The sequence below is a fragment of the Nonomuraea sp. H19 genome, assembly GCF_052068215.1.
Lineage (GTDB): Bacteria > Actinomycetota > Actinomycetes > Streptosporangiales > Streptosporangiaceae > Nonomuraea.
In genome coordinates this window covers 129,181-143,742 of record NZ_JBQHCV010000010.1, presented here as the reverse complement: position 1 = coordinate 143,742, position 14,562 = coordinate 129,181, and the positions used below count along the sequence as shown (strand labels likewise).

The window sequence follows — 14,562 nt, the reverse complement described above, 5'->3', positions numbered from 1 at the left end:
ATGACCATCGACGAAGAGCGCATCTCCAAGGAACTGAGGCTGATGGCGGACGAGGCCAGGCCCGTCGACGCGCTCGCCTACGCCAGGCAGGCGCGGACCGGCTCGCTGCGGCGCCGGCGCCTGTCGTGGTCGCTCGCCGGGCTCGCCGGGCTCGCCGCGGCCGCATCGGTGATCGCGGCCGTGATCGTGGTCCCCTCCGGCGGTCCGGGCCCGGACGCCGCGGCGGAGGTGGCGGGACTGCCGGACAACACCCCCGAGCAGTTGCAGGCCGTGCGCGAGTGCATGCCCAACGGAGGTCCCGTCCACAGCATGGACGGTAACCGGCGCCTCCCCGAACACGGTGCGGTCAAGGACTTCCGGCTGCTGGTGGAGTACCGGGACAAGGGCGGGTCGACCGCTCTGGTCGGCAGCCACTCCGGCTTCGTCCTGTGCACGCCGACCACACAAAAGGATTTCGCGGAGCGAGCGGTTTTCACCTACTGGGGGTTCAAGGCTCCGGGGGACCTCGCCGGTTTCCCGGGCGACTTCCAGGTGGATGCCTACACCTCGCACATGCATTCGTACGCGGTCGGGCCGAACCGGATCCAGAAGGACGACGTCTACCGGATCGTCGTCGGCCGGGTCGCCGCCGGCGTGCGGCGGGTCGAGATCGACTGGGCGGACGGGCGGCGTACCGACGCGCGGATGGCCAACGGCTTCTTCATCGCCCGGGTGCCGGGGAGGTCCGTCCCGCATCCCGAAGGTGGCGAGGACGCGGCGGGCGAGCCGATCACGATCTTGGACTCTCCGCCGGTCACGGTGACCGCGTACGGCCAGCAGGGCCAGGTCGTGGGGCAGGAGAAGGACGTGGCGTTCGGCCCACTGGGCCGGGGGAGCGGCTGACCCGGCGCTCGATGCGGTGATGGGCTGATCAGCGATCAGGGTCCCAATGCCGGATGCCGATGTCACGCAGCCGCGGCACGACCGGGTCCGGTGGCCGGTCTGCCCCGGCCGGCCGCCGGGGCAGACCGCCTGCTGGAAGCGCTCAGGGGGTGATCTTGCCGAAGCCCGCGCCGGCGCGGACCGCTGACGGGACGCCCTGCGGCGGATCGACCGTGTAGCTGTAGTAGGTGCTCGGCTCGACGACGGAGCCGGCGGTCTCCGGGGCGCCGGAGTTCACGAAGATGTTGTTGCGCTGCACGGCCCGGCCCGGGCCGCTGTCGGCGTACCCGCTGCGCGAGTAGAGCGGGTGCGGCACGTTCTCGAAGTAGTTGCCCTCGACGACGGCGCCGGCGTTCTCGGTGGAGGCCACGCCGTACAAGTCGTTGCCCAGGTAGTAGTTGTTGTAGATGTGCACCGGCTCGCCGAACCTGATGCGCGGATGCCGCTGGCGGCTGTGGTCGAAGAAATTGTGGTGGATGGTCACCTTGAGGTGGCCGACGTCCGTGCCGGCGGCGCCGTCGGAGTGGCTGATCAGCATGGATTTGTCGGCGTGGTCGAAGTGGTTCCACGAGACGGTCACGTAGTCCGCGCCGCGCACGATGTCCACCGAGCCGTCCACCGCGCCGGAGAAGCTGTTGTGGTCGATCCAGATGTGGTGGGAGTTCTGCCCGATGTTGACGGCGTCGTCCTCGGCGTTGGTGAAGCGGAGGTTGCGCACGATCACGTTGTACGACCGGTAGAAGTCCAGGCCGCCACCGGTGATGTGCCCTGACGTGCCGACGCCGACGATGGTCTTGTTGGGCCGCACCCCCTGCTTGCTGGTGATCGAGATCGTGCCCGAGACCCGGATGATCAGGGTTTCGAGGCTGTCGATGTACTCCAGGAACTGCTCGGCGTTGGTCGCGGTGACCGTGCGCCCGCCGGCGCCGCCCGTGGTGCCGTTCTGGCCGATGGCGTTGACGGCGGCGAACCCGGTGGGCGCGTCCGCCATCGCCGTGGTCGCGGCGGTGGCGTTGACCGGGCCGGCGCCGATCGGCGGGATGACGAGGACGGCCGCCGCGACGAGCGCGGCCGTCCACCGCGGGGTGCGTAAGGACATCAAGGGCATGGTTTCTCCGCTTCGCAGGTGCCTCCAGCAAAAGGACAGGAAAGCGCTTTCCTGGCTGTATTATCTGCACTCCTTCACAACTGGTAAAGCCGCTGTGAAACTTTCATCGGCCGTTCGCGCTAATGGGCGGACCCGGCGTAAGGTGCCATTGACGATGATCTCGACATTTCTGTCAAGGAGCCCGCCATGCGCGTGCGAACGACACCGTCCCTGATCATGATCCTCTTATTAGCCGCTGCGGCGCTCGTCGTCACGAGCCCCTCCGCCGCCCAGGCGATCGGCGGCTTCGACTACTCCCGCGCACAGGTGGCCACGACCGGCCTGCGGGTGCCGTGGGGGCTGGCCTTCCTGCCCGACGGCAGCGCGCTGGTCTCCGAGCGCGGCACCGCCAGGATCCTCCGGGTACGCCCCGGGCAGGCACCGGTCCAGGTGGCCACCGTCAACGGCGTCGCCGCCTCGGGCGAGGGCGGCCTGCTCGGCATCGCCGTCTCTCCGACGTACGCCCAGGACCAATGGGTGTACGCCTACTTCACCAGCAGCAGCGACAACCGGCTCGTACGGTTCCGGCTGAGCGCGCCGCAGACCCAGAACGTCGTCTTCTCCGGCGTTCCCAAGTCCACCATCCACAACGGCGGCCGCATCGCCTTCGGCCCCGACGGCCTGCTGTACGTCGCCACCGGCGACGCCGCCAACACCGCCAACGCGCAGAACCTCGGCACCCCGGCGGGGAAGATCCTGCGCATGACGCCCGACGGCGGCATCCCGCCGGGCAACCCGTTCGCCGGCTCCCGGGTCTACAGCTACGGGCACCGCAACGTGCAGGGCCTGGCCTGGGACGCGCAGGGCCGGCTGTACGCCGCCGAGCTGGGGCAGAACGCCCGGGACGAGATCAACCAGATCGTCGCGGGCGGCAACTACGGCTGGCCGACGTGCGAGGGCGTCTGCGGCAACCCGTCCTTCCGCGACCCGATCGTCACCTGGTCGACGGCCGAGGCGTCGCCGAGCGGGCTCGCGTACGCCAACGACACCCTGTTCACCGCCGCTCTGCGCGGCACCCGGCTGTGGACTGTGCCCCTGACCGGCGGCGGGGCCGGGACCCCGGTCGCCGAGCTGCGGGGCGCCTACGGGCGGCTGCGCGCGGTCGCGGTGGGGCCGGACGGCTGGCTGTGGGTGACGACGAGCAACCGCGACGGGCGTGGCACCCCGGTGGCGGCGGACGACCGCATCATCCGCATCCCACCGGCCGGCTGAGGCGTCCGGCCCGCCTGCGGCGGCATCCGCCGCAGGCGGGCGCGGGGTCAGCGGTCCACGTGGAGCCGGTCGAACTCCACCTGCGGGGTGCCGCCGGCGAAGTTGCGGTCGACCTCGGCGCGCTCGGCCGCGTTCGGGTACGGGTTGGTGCAGGCCACGCCGGCGCTCGACCCCGACATCAGATCGGAGCAGCGGCCGGTGCGCCGGTCGGGCAGGCCCAGGATGTGGCCGATCTCGTGGGTGGAGATGCGGACCTGGTCGTATCCCTGGGCGGTGGCCTGCCGGCCGATCCAGATCGTGCCACGGCCGAGGCTCCTGGGCAGGGCGCGGGGCCATCCGTCGTCGGCGTACACCACGAAGTGCGCGGGCGTGCCTTGGACGAGCCGGACGTTGGTGACGCTGGAGTTCCAGATCTGCGCCGCCTGGTTCACCGCCCCTGTGAACTCGGCCGCCCTGGAGGCGTCGTACCTGAGCACCGTGACCAGGGCGGTGGCCTGGGCGGGGGCGGTGACCAGGAGGAAGGCGAGGGTGAGGACGAGGGAGAGCGCGAGACGAAGAGGTCTTGGCACGGTGCTCCTCCGGGGGGTTGGGGGGTGCTGCAACGGTATGCGCACCCCCTCGTCCCGGAGACGTGTCAGATTGCCCCTATCGCGGTGATATGGACCCCGCCTCCTCGCCGATCAGCAGATGCTCTGCCTGCTGTTGACGAGGGTGTTGTTCCTGAACGTGGTGTTGACCCCGCACGGGCTCTCCGTGATGGCGGAGTTCGTCACCCTCAGGTTCTGGATGATGATGTCCGAGGTGTTGGGGAACTCCGAGCGGGCCGCGATCCGGATGTCGCCGGGGCCGGTCACGCTGCCGCTCTGGGCGGCGATGTTCACGTTGTGGCAGTTCTCGATCAGGATGGCGTTGTTGCCGGTCTGCGCGATGTCCACCCGGTCGATGACCGCGCCGCCGCTCTCGGACACGCAGAAGACGCCGCGCCCGCCGCCGCGCGCGATGACCTGGCCGACCCGGATGTTGGTGGGGTAGCCGCTGCCGATCCGGCCGTTCCTGTTGGCCATGCGGAAGGCGGCGTAGCCGGTGCCGGTGCCGGCGCCCTGGGCGTCCACCGTGTTCACCGTGGCGTTGATGGTGTCGTTCAGCAGCAACCCGGAGTGGCCGGTGTCGCGGGCCACGACGGTGCCCACCGTGAGGCCGTCGACGCCGTACGTCTCGACGCCATGGGTGCTGGTGCCGGAGACGTGGACGTTGTCGATCCTGACGTTCCTGGTGCGTACGCTGCGGTCGCCGTGGTTGTCGATGCGGATGCCCAGGCCGCGGGACAGGCGCATGTCGATCTGGCCGAGGGTGATGTTGACGCCGTTGCGCACGAAGATGCCGTAGAGCGGGGCGCCGGTGACGGTCAGGTGCCGGACCTCGACGTCCGTCACGCCCCTGGCGTACACGACGGCCTGGTCGCCCGATCCCGAGCCGGTCACGTTGACGGTGCCGCAGACGTCCAGCACCGTGTAGCTGGGCAGGGACAGCCGCGACCCGGCGCTCATCGAGCCCGAGCCCCGCACGACGACCCGCTGCTTGGAGGTGCGCCCGGCCGTGAGGCTGTTCACCGCGCTCTGCATGGCCGACAGCATGCTGGTGCCGGTGTAGACGGTCCTGCTGCCGTTGCGGGCGGTCCACGTGCTGCCGCTCAGCACCGCCTCGGCGTTGGCCGAGCCGTCGCCGCAGGCCAGCGCGCTGCTTCGGGCCGAGGCGGGGGCGGGCGCGGACAGCGCGGTGGCGGCGAGGGCCATCGCGGTGAGCCGGGCCACGAGGCCGATGCGGCGCCTTCCCTTGCTGGTTCCCATTCGTCGCTCCTGTGGTGGGGGTGACCACCTGGATCCCGAATCCGTACGCCGTCCGCCATCGAGTGAAACGATTCACTGCATATCAAGCCTTTGACCGGTGAAAATATGGGCATGCGTAAATGGCGAATCGGTTAATCATGCAGGAAACGGTGGCTGATTCGGACGGGAGTATTGCAACGTTCAAATCGGCTCGTCAAACACCCGTGAAATTTACATCGATACCGGTGAACCCTGTGGCGGAGAAACTGTCGGTGCTCACGGGCACACTCTCGGTATGCCAGATGAGCCTCTAGAACTCGGCGAGATCTCCCTCCCTGAGTGGTATGCCCACAGCGACAAGGTGGCCGAAGCCGGCTTCCTGACCATCGCCAGACGACTGCCCTCGCTCATCAACCATGCGATGCGCATGGCCTGGGCGGCCAGCCCGCGCGACACCCTGGCCACGATCGCGCTCAACCTGCTCGGCGGGGTGTTCACCGCGTTCGGGCTGCTCGCCACCACCGGCGTGCTCACCGCTCTCTTCAGCGACGGCCCGACCCCCGACCGGGTGGTCGCCGCGCTGCCCAGCCTGGCCATGGTCGGTGTGGCCGCCGTGGTGGGCACGGTGACGCAGGCCGGCGCGGGCTGGGCCGAGTCGCGCCTCACCCCGCAGATCGCGCGGCTGTCGGAGGAGCGGCTCTACGGCCTGACCAGCCGCGTGGAGCTGGTCTCCTACGACGACCCCGAGTTCCACGACGCCCTCGAACGCGCCAAGGGCCGTGGTGTGGCCACGGCCGACTGGGTGGTGTCCGCCGCCGTGGACGTGGTCACGGCCGCCGTCGGGATCGCCGCGGTGGCCGGGGTGCTGGGCGTGCTGCACCCGGTGCTGCTGCCGCTGCTCCTGCTGGCGGTGCTGCCCGACGCGTGGGCGGCGGTCCGCAGCGCGCGCATGCGGTACGCGACGATGTACGGCCTCATCCCGGCCCGCCGCCGCAAGTGGATCATCGGCGAGCTGCTCGCCGACCGCGAGCCGGCGGCCGAGGTCCGCTCCTTCACGATGCGCGGCTTCCTGCTGCGCATGTACGACGCGGTCGCCAAGGCCGAGCAGGACGTCATGCTCAAGCTGGCCAGGCGCCAGACGTTCGCCAGGCTCGTCGGCGAGGCGCTGGGCGGCCTCGGCACCGCCCTGGTCTACGTCGCCCTCGGCGTGCTCCTGGCGATGGGCGCCATCGCCCTCGCCGTGGCCGGCACCGCGGTCCTCGCCATCAGATCGGGCCAGGGCTCGCTGAGCAGCCTGATGTACGCCACCAACCGCCTCTACGAACAGGGCCTCTACTTCACCGACTTCCTGGAGTTCTGCGCCGACGCCGAACGCCGCCTCATCTCTCCCCGCCCGGCCGCCGTCCCCGCTCGCTTCCAGCGCATCGTGGCCCAGGACGTGACCTTCACCTACCCGGGTGCCGAGGAGCCCGCCCTGCGCGGGGTCTCCGTCGAGATCAAGCAAGGGGAGGTCATCGCGTTCGTCGGCGAGAACGGCTCGGGCAAGACCACCCTCGCCAAGATCCTCTCCGGCCTGTACGAACCCGACACCGGCACCGTGTTCTGGGACGACACCGACCTCACCCAGGTCAGCCCCGAAGAGCTGCGCCTGCGCACCGCCGTCATCGCCCAGGACCACACCCGCTGGCCGCTCACCGCCCGCTACAACATCACCATGGGCACCGACAAAGGCGAGCCCGTCCTGCACTCGGCGGCGGCGGTGGCCGGGGCGGACGAGGTCATCGCCGGCCTGCCGCACGGCTACCGCACCCTGCTGGACCGCCGCTTCAAGGACGGCCACGAGTTGTCCGGCGGCCAATGGCAGCGCATCGCCGTGGCCCGCGGCTTCCACCGCGACGCCGACCTGCTCATCTGCGACGAACCCACCGCCGCCCTCGACGCCCGCGCCGAACACGCGTTGTTCGAACGCATCCGCAGCCACGCCGACGGCCGCACGGTGCTGCTCATCACCCACCGCCTGGCCAGTGTCCGCTACGCCGACCGCATCTATGTCCTCGACCACGGCAAGGTGACCGAGCAGGGCGACCACGACACGCTGATGTCGCTCGCCGGCCTCTACGCCGAGCTCTACACCCTCCAGGCGAGCGCATACCGATAGCGCCCGCACCTGCAGGGTCCGCGATTCCGTGAGCACTGTAGGTGAATCATGAGCACTGTCCGAGCCCCGGGCGCGGCGAAATTCCGCGCGGGGGCTACGGGTCGGAACATGTCGAGACCGGCTCACCTCAGTCGGACGGGAGGGGGCGGCGGATCGGGGTGAGGAGGCCGGACAATGAGACCAGGACGCAGCCCGCTCCGGCGATGACCGCCATGGTGGCGACGCCGAGTTGGGAGGCGCCGAGGGTGAGCAGGGCGGCGCCGGCGGGGCCCAGTGCGTAGTGGATGGTCCAGAAGGCGGCGGTGACCCTGCCCAGGAGATGGCTGGGGGTGACCTCTTGGCGGAAGGACTGGGAGCAGATTCCGGCGACGGCCGTACCGAACACGAACAGCGCCATGAGGACGGCGATCGAAGGCACGCCGGTGGCCAGCCCGATACAGCCCATCGCCAGGCCGGACAACGTGGTGGCGGTCACCCAGGTGTAACCGAATCCGATCGCCTTGCGGATGCGGGCGATCAGCGGGGCGCCCAGGATGGTGCCGACGGCCGCGCACGCCAGGACCAGGCCGATGGCGTCGTCATTCTGGGCGAGGTCGTGCTTGAGGTGGTAGATGACGATGTCGTCCACCCCTGCGGTCAGGAAGATGAAAAAGGTCAGCAGGATCGTCAGTGAACGCAGCACCGGCTGCCGCCACAGGAACCTGGCACCTTCGAGCAGGCCGCCCCGGTCTTCTGGCACTGTGGCCGGGCGTAGCCGGATCAGCAGGATGCCGAGCGCGGACACCACGAAGGTCACGGCGTCTATGCCGATCGCGACCACCGGGCCGTACGCCTTGGAGATCACCCCGACCAGTGCGGGACCACCGATGCTGCCCGCGGCGTAGATGGCGTACAGGCGGCCGTTGGCCTGGGTGATCTGACCGGGTTCGACCAGGCTGGGCACAACCGTGACGTAGGTGACCTGGAACAACATGCCGAGGGCGGCGCCCAGGGGGACGATCACGTACAGCAGCCAGATCTGCGGGCCGGAGATCCAGACGATCGGGATGGCGCCGTAGAGCGCGGCGCGGGTGAGGTCGCAGCCGATGAGCAGGCGGCGACGGTCCAGGCGATCGGCGAGGTATCCGGCGAACACCCCTGCCACGAGTGACGCGGCACCGGACAGACCGGTGAGGACGCCCATCTGCACGACGGAGCCGGTCGCGTGCAGGATCAGCAGCGGGATGGCGAGCGTCGAGAACGAGTCGCCGGCCACCGACAGCGCCTGCACGGACAGGAAGATATTGAAATCACGGTTACGAAAGAGGGTCATCCGGCTGCTGATCCTCTCGCATCACAGCACTGGTCTCAAAGGGTTTTGCCGCGGTGGCGGGGAAGACCCTTCTCGGGCGTCTCCTGCCCGGCCGGCCCGTTTGCGAGCAGCAGAAGCCCCGTCCAAGACGATCACCTGGAGACCGCGGTGCCCTACAGCACCGATCGGCGGGTCGTCCGGGGTCTCTGCGTGACCCGTCGAGGGCGCGGTTCGCTGCCAATTGAGTAAGGGGATACTCACGACCGTCCGGGCTCGGCCGCCTAGCTTCGGAAGCCATGAAGACCTGGACGTTCGCCTTCGCCCTCGCCGCATGCCTTGCCGCGGGCGCGTGTGGCAGCGGCGCCCTCGAGGGGCCCAGCGCGGCGGAGGTTTCCGAGGAGCCCGGGGAGACCACGTCGAAGCGGGTGCCCGGCACCGGGAAACAGAAGACCAAATACCACTTCTCCCTGCCCGAAGGCGATACGAGGGTGGACCTCACCGAGGGCCGGACCTACGACGCGCTGATGGAGGGAGACTGCTCCGGCGCTCAGGAAGCCCTCGACGGCAACCAGCCGTTGGAGGCGCCCGCGTACAAACCTCTCTTCCAGGCGGCGGTGCACCTGTGCCGAAAGGATCTGGCGGCGGCCCGGTCCGAGTTCGCCAAGGTGACGTGGCAAGGCTCGGACACGTGGTTGACCTGCGAGCTGTACCGGGCGATGGCCAGTGTCATCAGGCAGCGGCCGAAGTCGGCCTTCGGAAGCTGCCCGCCGGCTCCGCCTCCTACGTCAGGCCCTGAGGAGACGCCGGACCCCGTTGAGACGCCCGACCCGGTGGAGACTCCTGATCCGGGGGAGAGTCCTGCCCCGGTGCAGACGCCCAGTCCGGATCCCGCCGAGACGCCGAGCGCCGGTGACGGCGAGGATTCCGCCGGCGCGAGCGGTGGGGCGGCCGAGGGTGGGGTCAGCCCATGACCGGCGAGCCGACCGCCGGCATCCGCAGAAAGCCCGCCGAGACGCGGCACGACGAGCTTCCGCCGCCCGACGATCTCATCGCCACCGGCGAGGGGGACGCCACCGGCGAGGAGGGCTCCACCGGGCATCCGGTCCTGCGCTGGGTGCTGGGCGTGCTGGCCAACGTCACCGTCCTCACCGCGCTGCTGGTGTACTTCGGCTGGGAGCGCAGCGAGTGGCAGGCCGACGAACTCGGCATCGACCAGAGCGTGCTCGCGCTGTCGCCCAACGACTACGTGCTGCGCAGCGTCGGCCCCGTCCTGGTCCTCGTGCTGATCGTCGGCGTCAGCGGGCTGCTCTGGCTCCAGCTCGACCACCTCCTCGCCCCGCGCGTCAGGACCGACGGAAAGTCGGACCGCCTGGTCAGATACGCGCTACGGGCGCTGGCCGTGGCCTGGCTGTGGTGCCCGGCGGTGATCTGGGCGCTCGGCTTCGTCGCCGCCCTGGTCGAGTTCGCGTACGTCGCGCTGCCGTTGAGCATCGGCGCCGGGCTCCTGCTCACCCTTTACGGCACGCACCTGCGCAACACCCTGCCCGGCGCCACGCCGCGCACCGGTATGCCACTGCTGTACACGTTCGTCGCGGTCATCGCGTGCGCGATGCTGTTCTGGGGCACGGGCAACTACGCCCACGTCCACGGCGTCGCCCTGGCCATGAAGCTCACCGCCGGCGAGCAGATGAGCGTGACCGTGTACAGCACGCGGCGGCTGAACCTGGCGGTGGGCGCGGAGTCGACCTTGCCCGGCTCCACGGACAAGGACGCCTACACGTATCGATACAGCGGCCTGCGCCTGTTGCTGCACACCGGCGGCCGCTACTTCCTGATCGGCGACGACTGGGTCCGCGGCAAGGGTGTGGTGATCATGCTTCGCGAGTCGGCCGCGATCCGCCTGGAGCTGGGTCCCTGACCGGCTCGTAGAGCTGGAGTCGCGACGCCGGCGCCACCGGGCCCGGCGGATGCTACGGTCGATCCCGGCTACGGCAGGGAGGAACCGGATGGACCCGGAGAAGAGATCCGAGGATGATAAGCCGGACATCGGCGACATGATCGGTGAGCTTCTCGCCTTCTGGATGTTCGGCGACGTCTCCGGGGAGCACAACCTCCGCTACCACCCGGTCAAGCTGGTCATCTGGACGCTCGTGGCGATCGCCGTGTCGGCCGTCGTCTCCGCGGCCAGGCTCGCCCTCTTCGGCGAGCCACGGACCGGGTGGGCCATCGCGTTGCTCCCGCTGCTGCTGCCGCTGACCGGAGCCCTGGCGCACAAGCCTCCCCGCTACGTCCCCGGCCTGACGTGGGGCCTCGCGGCGGGCCTGGTCGCGGCGCTGCTGCTGGGGATCGACATGGGCACCACGCTCAGCTCGTTCTGGGCGGGGTTCACGGCGGTGTGCGCCGGGTTCCTGGTCTGCTCGGTGGTGTTCGCCGCCATCACCTGGCCGCGGCCGGAGCCGCCGGAGGAGTGAGCCCGGGGGTCACTTGCCGAACCCGGCGGTCAGACCGGCCAGCAGCTGGCGGCGGCCCACCACGTACAGGATGAGGATGGGCAGCGTGGTGAGGACGACGGAGGCGAGCACGGCGGGCACGTTGATGCTGTACTGGCCCTGGAAGGTCCACAGTGCCAGCGGCAGCGTGCGCTGCTCGGGGCTCTGCGTGAGGATCAGCGGCAGCAGGAAGCCGTTCCAGATCGACAGCGCGTTGTAGACGACCACCGTCACCACGGCCGGCCTGGTCAGCGGCAGCGCCAGGTGCCAGAGCGTGCCGAGCTCGCTGGCGCCGTCCAGCCGCATCGACTCGAACAGCTCCTTGGGCACGTCCCTGATGAAGTTCGACAGCACCAGCACCGACAGCGGGATCGCGAAGGCGATCGACGGCAGGATCAGCGCCAGCAGCGTGTCGTAGAGGTGGAGCTTGATGATGATCAGGTAGATGGGGATGACCGTGGCCTGGTGCGGGATGGCCAGGCCCATGAGGAGCAGCGAGTTCGTGTAGCGCAGGAACCGCCCTCTGCCGCTGCGGACGATCGCGTACGCCGCCATGAACGACACCGCGACGGCGGGCACGACCGCGCCGAGCGTGACGACGACGCTGTTGATGAAATACCGGATGAAGTCCGACTCGAGGACCATCTGGTAGTTGGCCAGCGTGGGCGCGGACGGCGGTGCGAGAGGGTTCTCGGCGTAGTAGTTGCTCTGCGACTTGAAGCTGGTGATGACGATCCAGTAGATCGGCACGATCACGATCGCCAGCCAGATCCAGGACATGGTGCCGGCCACCCAGTTGGGGCGGCGGGTCACTCCTTTGGGATGGGGGCCGGCGTGCTTCTCGGCCGCCGGCACTGAGTCCTTCGCGAGGGTCGTCGCCATGTCAGGCCCCTTCCAGCTGGCTGTGGCTCGCGTCCCGGCCGCCGAGGCGGCGCAGCAGCATCGCCAGCGCCAGGCCGACCAGGACGAGGATGACGGCGATCGCGCTCGCCGGGCCCATCAGGTTGGCCTGGAATCCCCTCTTGTACATCTCCAGCGCGAGCACCCGGGTGGCGTCTCCGGGGCCGCCCGCAGTGAGCACGAAGATCAGGTCGAAGAAGACCAGCGAGCCCACGACCATCAGCGTCGAGGACGTGATGATCGTGTACTTGAGCTGGGGCAGGGTGATCCTGAAGAACATGCGGACCCGGCCGGCGCCGTCGATCTCGGCGGCCTCGTACATCGAGCGCGGGATCTGGCGCACGCCGCCCTGGTAGATCAGTGAGTGGAACGGGATGAACTGCCACGACACCACGAAGATCACGACGCCGAAGGCGAGGACCGGCTTGCCGAGCCAGTCCTGCACGAGGATCGGGATCCCGAGCCCGGCGCCGAGCCCGAAGTTCGGGTCGAGCAGCGCCTTGTACGTGATGGCGATGGCGGCCGAGCTCAGCAGCAGCGGGATGAAGTAGAACACCGCGAGCACCGCGCGGTAGCGCTGGGCGCCGGCCAGGAACGTCCCGAGCAGGATGCTCGCCGGCGTCTGCACCACCCACGACAGCGCTATGACCAGGAACGTCACCCACAGCGCGTGCGGCAGGCCGGGATCGGTGAGGACGGCCTGCCAGCTGTCGAAGCCGGCCGGGCGGATCTCGCCGAGCCCGTCCCAGGAGGTGAAGCTGAGCACGAAGACCCCGATGAGCGGGATCACGCCGAAGGCGATGAAGAACAGCAGCGCGGGCACGGCCAGCCAGGCCAGGCCGCGTCCCTGGCCGCCGGGCACGGCGGCCGGGGACGCGCTCCCCCTGGTGGAGATCGGGGGGACGGTCACTTGCCTATGACCTCGTTGAGGTTCGTGGCGAACTGCTGGGGTGAGACCGACAGCTGGAACAGCTTGGCGATGTTGTCCAGCAAGACCTCGGCCGCGGTCGGGCTGAGCGCCTGGTCCCAGGACTGCTGGAAGGACTTGGCGTTGCTGGCGGTGTCGTAGACGAACTTCTGCCACGGCGCGTCGGCGCCGGAGCCGAACGTCGAGTCGATGCCCTTGACGATCGGCACCTGGGTGATGCCGACCCAGTCCTTGGCCTGCGCGTCGGAGTTCATCTCGGTGAGGAAGAACTTCTTGGCGATCTCCTTCTCCTCCGCCGTCGCCTTGGCGGAGATCGACATGTACTGGGCGGGGTTGCCCACGGTGTCGCTGGGGTCGCCCTTGCCGCCTGCCACCGGCGGGAAGTTCATGTAGCCGAGGCTGCCGCCGGTGACGAAGTCGCCGCCGTCGCTCTTCATCGACCCGTACGTCCAGCCGCCGTGCACCATCATCGCGGCCTTGCCGGTGTAGAGCAGCGCCTGGTCGGCGTTGGAGTCGGCGGTGATCGACGCGAAGCCCTTGACGAAGCCGTTCGCCTTGATCAGGTCCTGCATCTTGGTCAGGGCGTCGATGGCGGCCGGGTTGTTCCAGGCGTCCTTCTCACCGTCGTAGATCGCCTGGAAGATCTCGGGGCCGCCGATGCGGTCGAAGAGGAACTCCAGCCACATCATGTTCGTCCAGCGCGACTGCCCGCCGAGGGAGAACGGCGCGATGCCGGCCGCGTTGAACTTTTTGACCAGGTCCATGATGTCGCCCCACTCCTGCGGGGGCTGCGCGCCGACCTTCTCGAAGAGCTTCTTGTTGTAGTAGAAGACGATCGGCGTCACGGCCTCGACCGGCACCGCGTAGAGCTTGCCGTCGACCGTGGCCGCGCCGAAGGAGGACGGGAACAGCCGGTCCTTGTAGGCCGCGTTCTGGTCCATCCACGAGGTGAGGTCCTCGACCTGGCCAGCCTGCACGTAGCTGCGCAGGCCGCCGCCGCCCCAGCCCCAGATGATGGTGGGGGACTCGCCTGCGCCGATCGCCGTCTTGATCTTGGTCTTGAAGGCGTCGTTCTGGAACGTCGTGGTCGCGAGCTGGGTGGTCGGGTTGGCCTTGTTGAAGCGCTCGACCGCGCGGGTGCGCACGCCTTCGTTCGGCTGCCCGGTGAGGTACCAGTAGGTGGCCTTGCCTGCTCCGCCGCCGCCCGTGGTGGTGCCGCCGCCGCCACCGGCGCCGGCCTGGGTCGGGCCGGAACTGCCGCAGGCGGCCAGGGCGGCTCCCAGGGGGAGGCCCATGGAGAGGCTGAGGAAGGTGCGGCGAGAGGTTTTCCTGGACTCCACGCTGATCTCCGTACTCGAACGCCGGGGGGGGTTGGCCGCGCGGCTCGTTGATCATGGGGCGCGGCGGGCGGTCGTGGGTCGGCACCTGCCGATGCCGCTCCTCGGCTCCTCCTTTGAGTGAGCTTGTCGAAACATTTGCGACATGCCGCGTGGCACGCCAATCTAGGTTTCGGATATGACCCTGTCAAGACTGTTGCAACCTGGAATCTCCTGGTTCGATCGGAGCGTGGGTAAGCTGCTCGGGCGCGGCTTTCAACTGGTCATCTGGTGTCGAGAAGGTCTCGATTACAGGTCGCTCGAGGCCGTCGAAACATTTCGAAAACGTTACGGTGGAAATCCCCTTTAAGGAG

General features: G+C 69.2%; 13 protein-coding genes. 6 read left to right on the top strand and 7 right to left on the bottom strand.

Annotation, left to right across the window (positions count from 1 at the left end; genetic code table 11):
* Positions 1–882 carry a hypothetical protein gene (locus tag ACTMTI_RS23345; RefSeq protein ID WP_441122606.1) on the top strand — a complete coding sequence of 294 codons (882 nt, stop codon included), beginning with the start codon at positions 1–3 and terminating at the stop codon, positions 880–882.
* 142 nt (positions 883–1,024) lie between these two features.
* Here ACTMTI_RS23345 and ACTMTI_RS23340 read toward each other — a convergent pair whose 3' ends face one another.
* Entirely contained in the window at positions 1,025–2,020 is a 996-nt protein-coding gene (locus tag ACTMTI_RS23340) for a pectate lyase family protein (RefSeq protein ID WP_441122605.1), read from the bottom strand.
* A 195-nt stretch (positions 2,021–2,215) separates the two neighbouring features.
* Between ACTMTI_RS23340 and ACTMTI_RS23335 the strand changes: the two genes are divergently transcribed.
* Positions 2,216–3,280 (top strand): PQQ-dependent sugar dehydrogenase, encoded by a 1,065-nt coding sequence (locus ACTMTI_RS23335; protein ID WP_441122604.1) that lies wholly within the window; start codon positions 2,216–2,218, stop codon positions 3,278–3,280.
* 47 nt (positions 3,281–3,327) lie between these two features.
* Here the strand turns inward: ACTMTI_RS23335 and ACTMTI_RS23330 are convergent, their stop codons facing one another.
* Complete coding sequence (locus tag ACTMTI_RS23330) at positions 3,328–3,849, bottom strand: snapalysin family zinc-dependent metalloprotease (RefSeq protein ID WP_441122603.1); 522 nt, start codon at positions 3,847–3,849, stop codon at positions 3,328–3,330.
* A 111-nt stretch (positions 3,850–3,960) separates the two neighbouring features.
* A complete protein-coding gene (locus ACTMTI_RS23325; RefSeq protein WP_441122602.1) occupies positions 3,961–5,127 on the bottom strand; it encodes a hypothetical protein in 1,167 nt (388 codons plus the stop codon).
* 274 nt (positions 5,128–5,401) lie between these two features.
* On the opposite strand from ACTMTI_RS23325, the gene ACTMTI_RS23320 reads away from it, so the two are divergent.
* A complete protein-coding gene (locus ACTMTI_RS23320; protein ID WP_441122601.1) occupies positions 5,402–7,264 on the top strand; it encodes an ABC transporter ATP-binding protein in 1,863 nt (620 codons plus the stop codon).
* A gap of 127 nt (positions 7,265–7,391) precedes the next feature.
* Here the strand turns inward: ACTMTI_RS23320 and ACTMTI_RS23315 are convergent, their stop codons facing one another.
* A complete protein-coding gene (locus ACTMTI_RS23315) occupies positions 7,392–8,576 on the bottom strand; it encodes an MFS transporter (RefSeq protein ID WP_441122600.1) in 1,185 nt (394 codons plus the stop codon).
* A 275-nt stretch (positions 8,577–8,851) separates the two neighbouring features.
* On the opposite strand from ACTMTI_RS23315, the gene ACTMTI_RS23310 reads away from it, so the two are divergent.
* From ACTMTI_RS23310 to ACTMTI_RS23300, 3 genes are all read left to right on the top strand, one after another.
* Positions 8,852–9,526, top strand: a complete 675-nt coding sequence (locus ACTMTI_RS23310; protein ID WP_441122599.1) for a hypothetical protein — start codon at positions 8,852–8,854, stop codon at positions 9,524–9,526.
* Complete coding sequence (locus ACTMTI_RS23305; protein ID WP_441122598.1) at positions 9,523–10,473, top strand: hypothetical protein; 951 nt, start codon at positions 9,523–9,525, stop codon at positions 10,471–10,473. The genes ACTMTI_RS23310 and ACTMTI_RS23305 overlap by 4 nt, the downstream gene beginning before the upstream one ends.
* A gap of 136 nt (positions 10,474–10,609) precedes the next feature.
* Positions 10,610–11,026, top strand: a complete 417-nt coding sequence (locus ACTMTI_RS23300) for a hypothetical protein (RefSeq protein ID WP_441122597.1) — start codon at positions 10,610–10,612, stop codon at positions 11,024–11,026.
* A 9-nt stretch (positions 11,027–11,035) separates the two neighbouring features.
* Here ACTMTI_RS23300 and ACTMTI_RS23295 read toward each other — a convergent pair whose 3' ends face one another.
* The 3 genes from ACTMTI_RS23295 to ACTMTI_RS23285 are packed head-to-tail and all read right to left on the bottom strand — an operon-like array spanning position 11,036 to position 14,212.
* The gene (locus ACTMTI_RS23295; RefSeq protein WP_441122596.1) at positions 11,036–11,926 is read right to left on the bottom strand and encodes a carbohydrate ABC transporter permease; all 891 of its coding nucleotides are present in this window, start codon (positions 11,924–11,926) and stop codon (positions 11,036–11,038) included.
* Between the two features lies 1 nt (position 11,927).
* Positions 11,928–12,854 (bottom strand): carbohydrate ABC transporter permease, encoded by a 927-nt coding sequence (locus tag ACTMTI_RS23290; RefSeq protein ID WP_441122595.1) that lies wholly within the window; start codon positions 12,852–12,854, stop codon positions 11,928–11,930.
* Positions 12,851–14,212 (bottom strand): extracellular solute-binding protein, encoded by a 1,362-nt coding sequence (locus tag ACTMTI_RS23285; protein WP_441122594.1) that lies wholly within the window; start codon positions 14,210–14,212, stop codon positions 12,851–12,853. Before ACTMTI_RS23285 ends, ACTMTI_RS23290 begins: the two co-directional genes overlap by 4 nt.
* Between the last annotated feature and the right edge of the window lie 350 nt (positions 14,213–14,562).

Excerpts from the sequence above, each read along its gene's own strand:
- ACTMTI_RS23335 (WP_441122604.1), top strand. The coding sequence starts at position 2,216 with ATGCGCGTGCGAACGACACCGTCCCTGATCATGATCCTCTTATTAGCC.
- ACTMTI_RS23295 (WP_441122596.1), bottom strand. The coding sequence starts at position 11,926 with ATGGCGACGACCCTCGCGAAGGACTCAGTGCCGGCGGCCGAGAAGCAC.
- ACTMTI_RS23305 (WP_441122598.1), top strand. The coding sequence starts at position 9,523 with ATGACCGGCGAGCCGACCGCCGGCATCCGCAGAAAGCCCGCCGAGACG.
- ACTMTI_RS23325 (WP_441122602.1), bottom strand. The coding sequence starts at position 5,127 with ATGGGAACCAGCAAGGGAAGGCGCCGCATCGGCCTCGTGGCCCGGCTC.
- ACTMTI_RS23300 (WP_441122597.1), top strand. The coding sequence starts at position 10,610 with ATGATCGGTGAGCTTCTCGCCTTCTGGATGTTCGGCGACGTCTCCGGG.
- ACTMTI_RS23310 (WP_441122599.1), top strand. The coding sequence starts at position 8,852 with ATGAAGACCTGGACGTTCGCCTTCGCCCTCGCCGCATGCCTTGCCGCG.
- ACTMTI_RS23315 (WP_441122600.1), bottom strand. The coding sequence starts at position 8,576 with ATGACCCTCTTTCGTAACCGTGATTTCAATATCTTCCTGTCCGTGCAG.
- ACTMTI_RS23340 (WP_441122605.1), bottom strand. The coding sequence starts at position 2,020 with ATGTCCTTACGCACCCCGCGGTGGACGGCCGCGCTCGTCGCGGCGGCC.
- ACTMTI_RS23345 (WP_441122606.1), top strand. The coding sequence starts at position 1 with ATGACCATCGACGAAGAGCGCATCTCCAAGGAACTGAGGCTGATGGCG.
- ACTMTI_RS23320 (WP_441122601.1), top strand. The coding sequence starts at position 5,402 with ATGCCAGATGAGCCTCTAGAACTCGGCGAGATCTCCCTCCCTGAGTGG.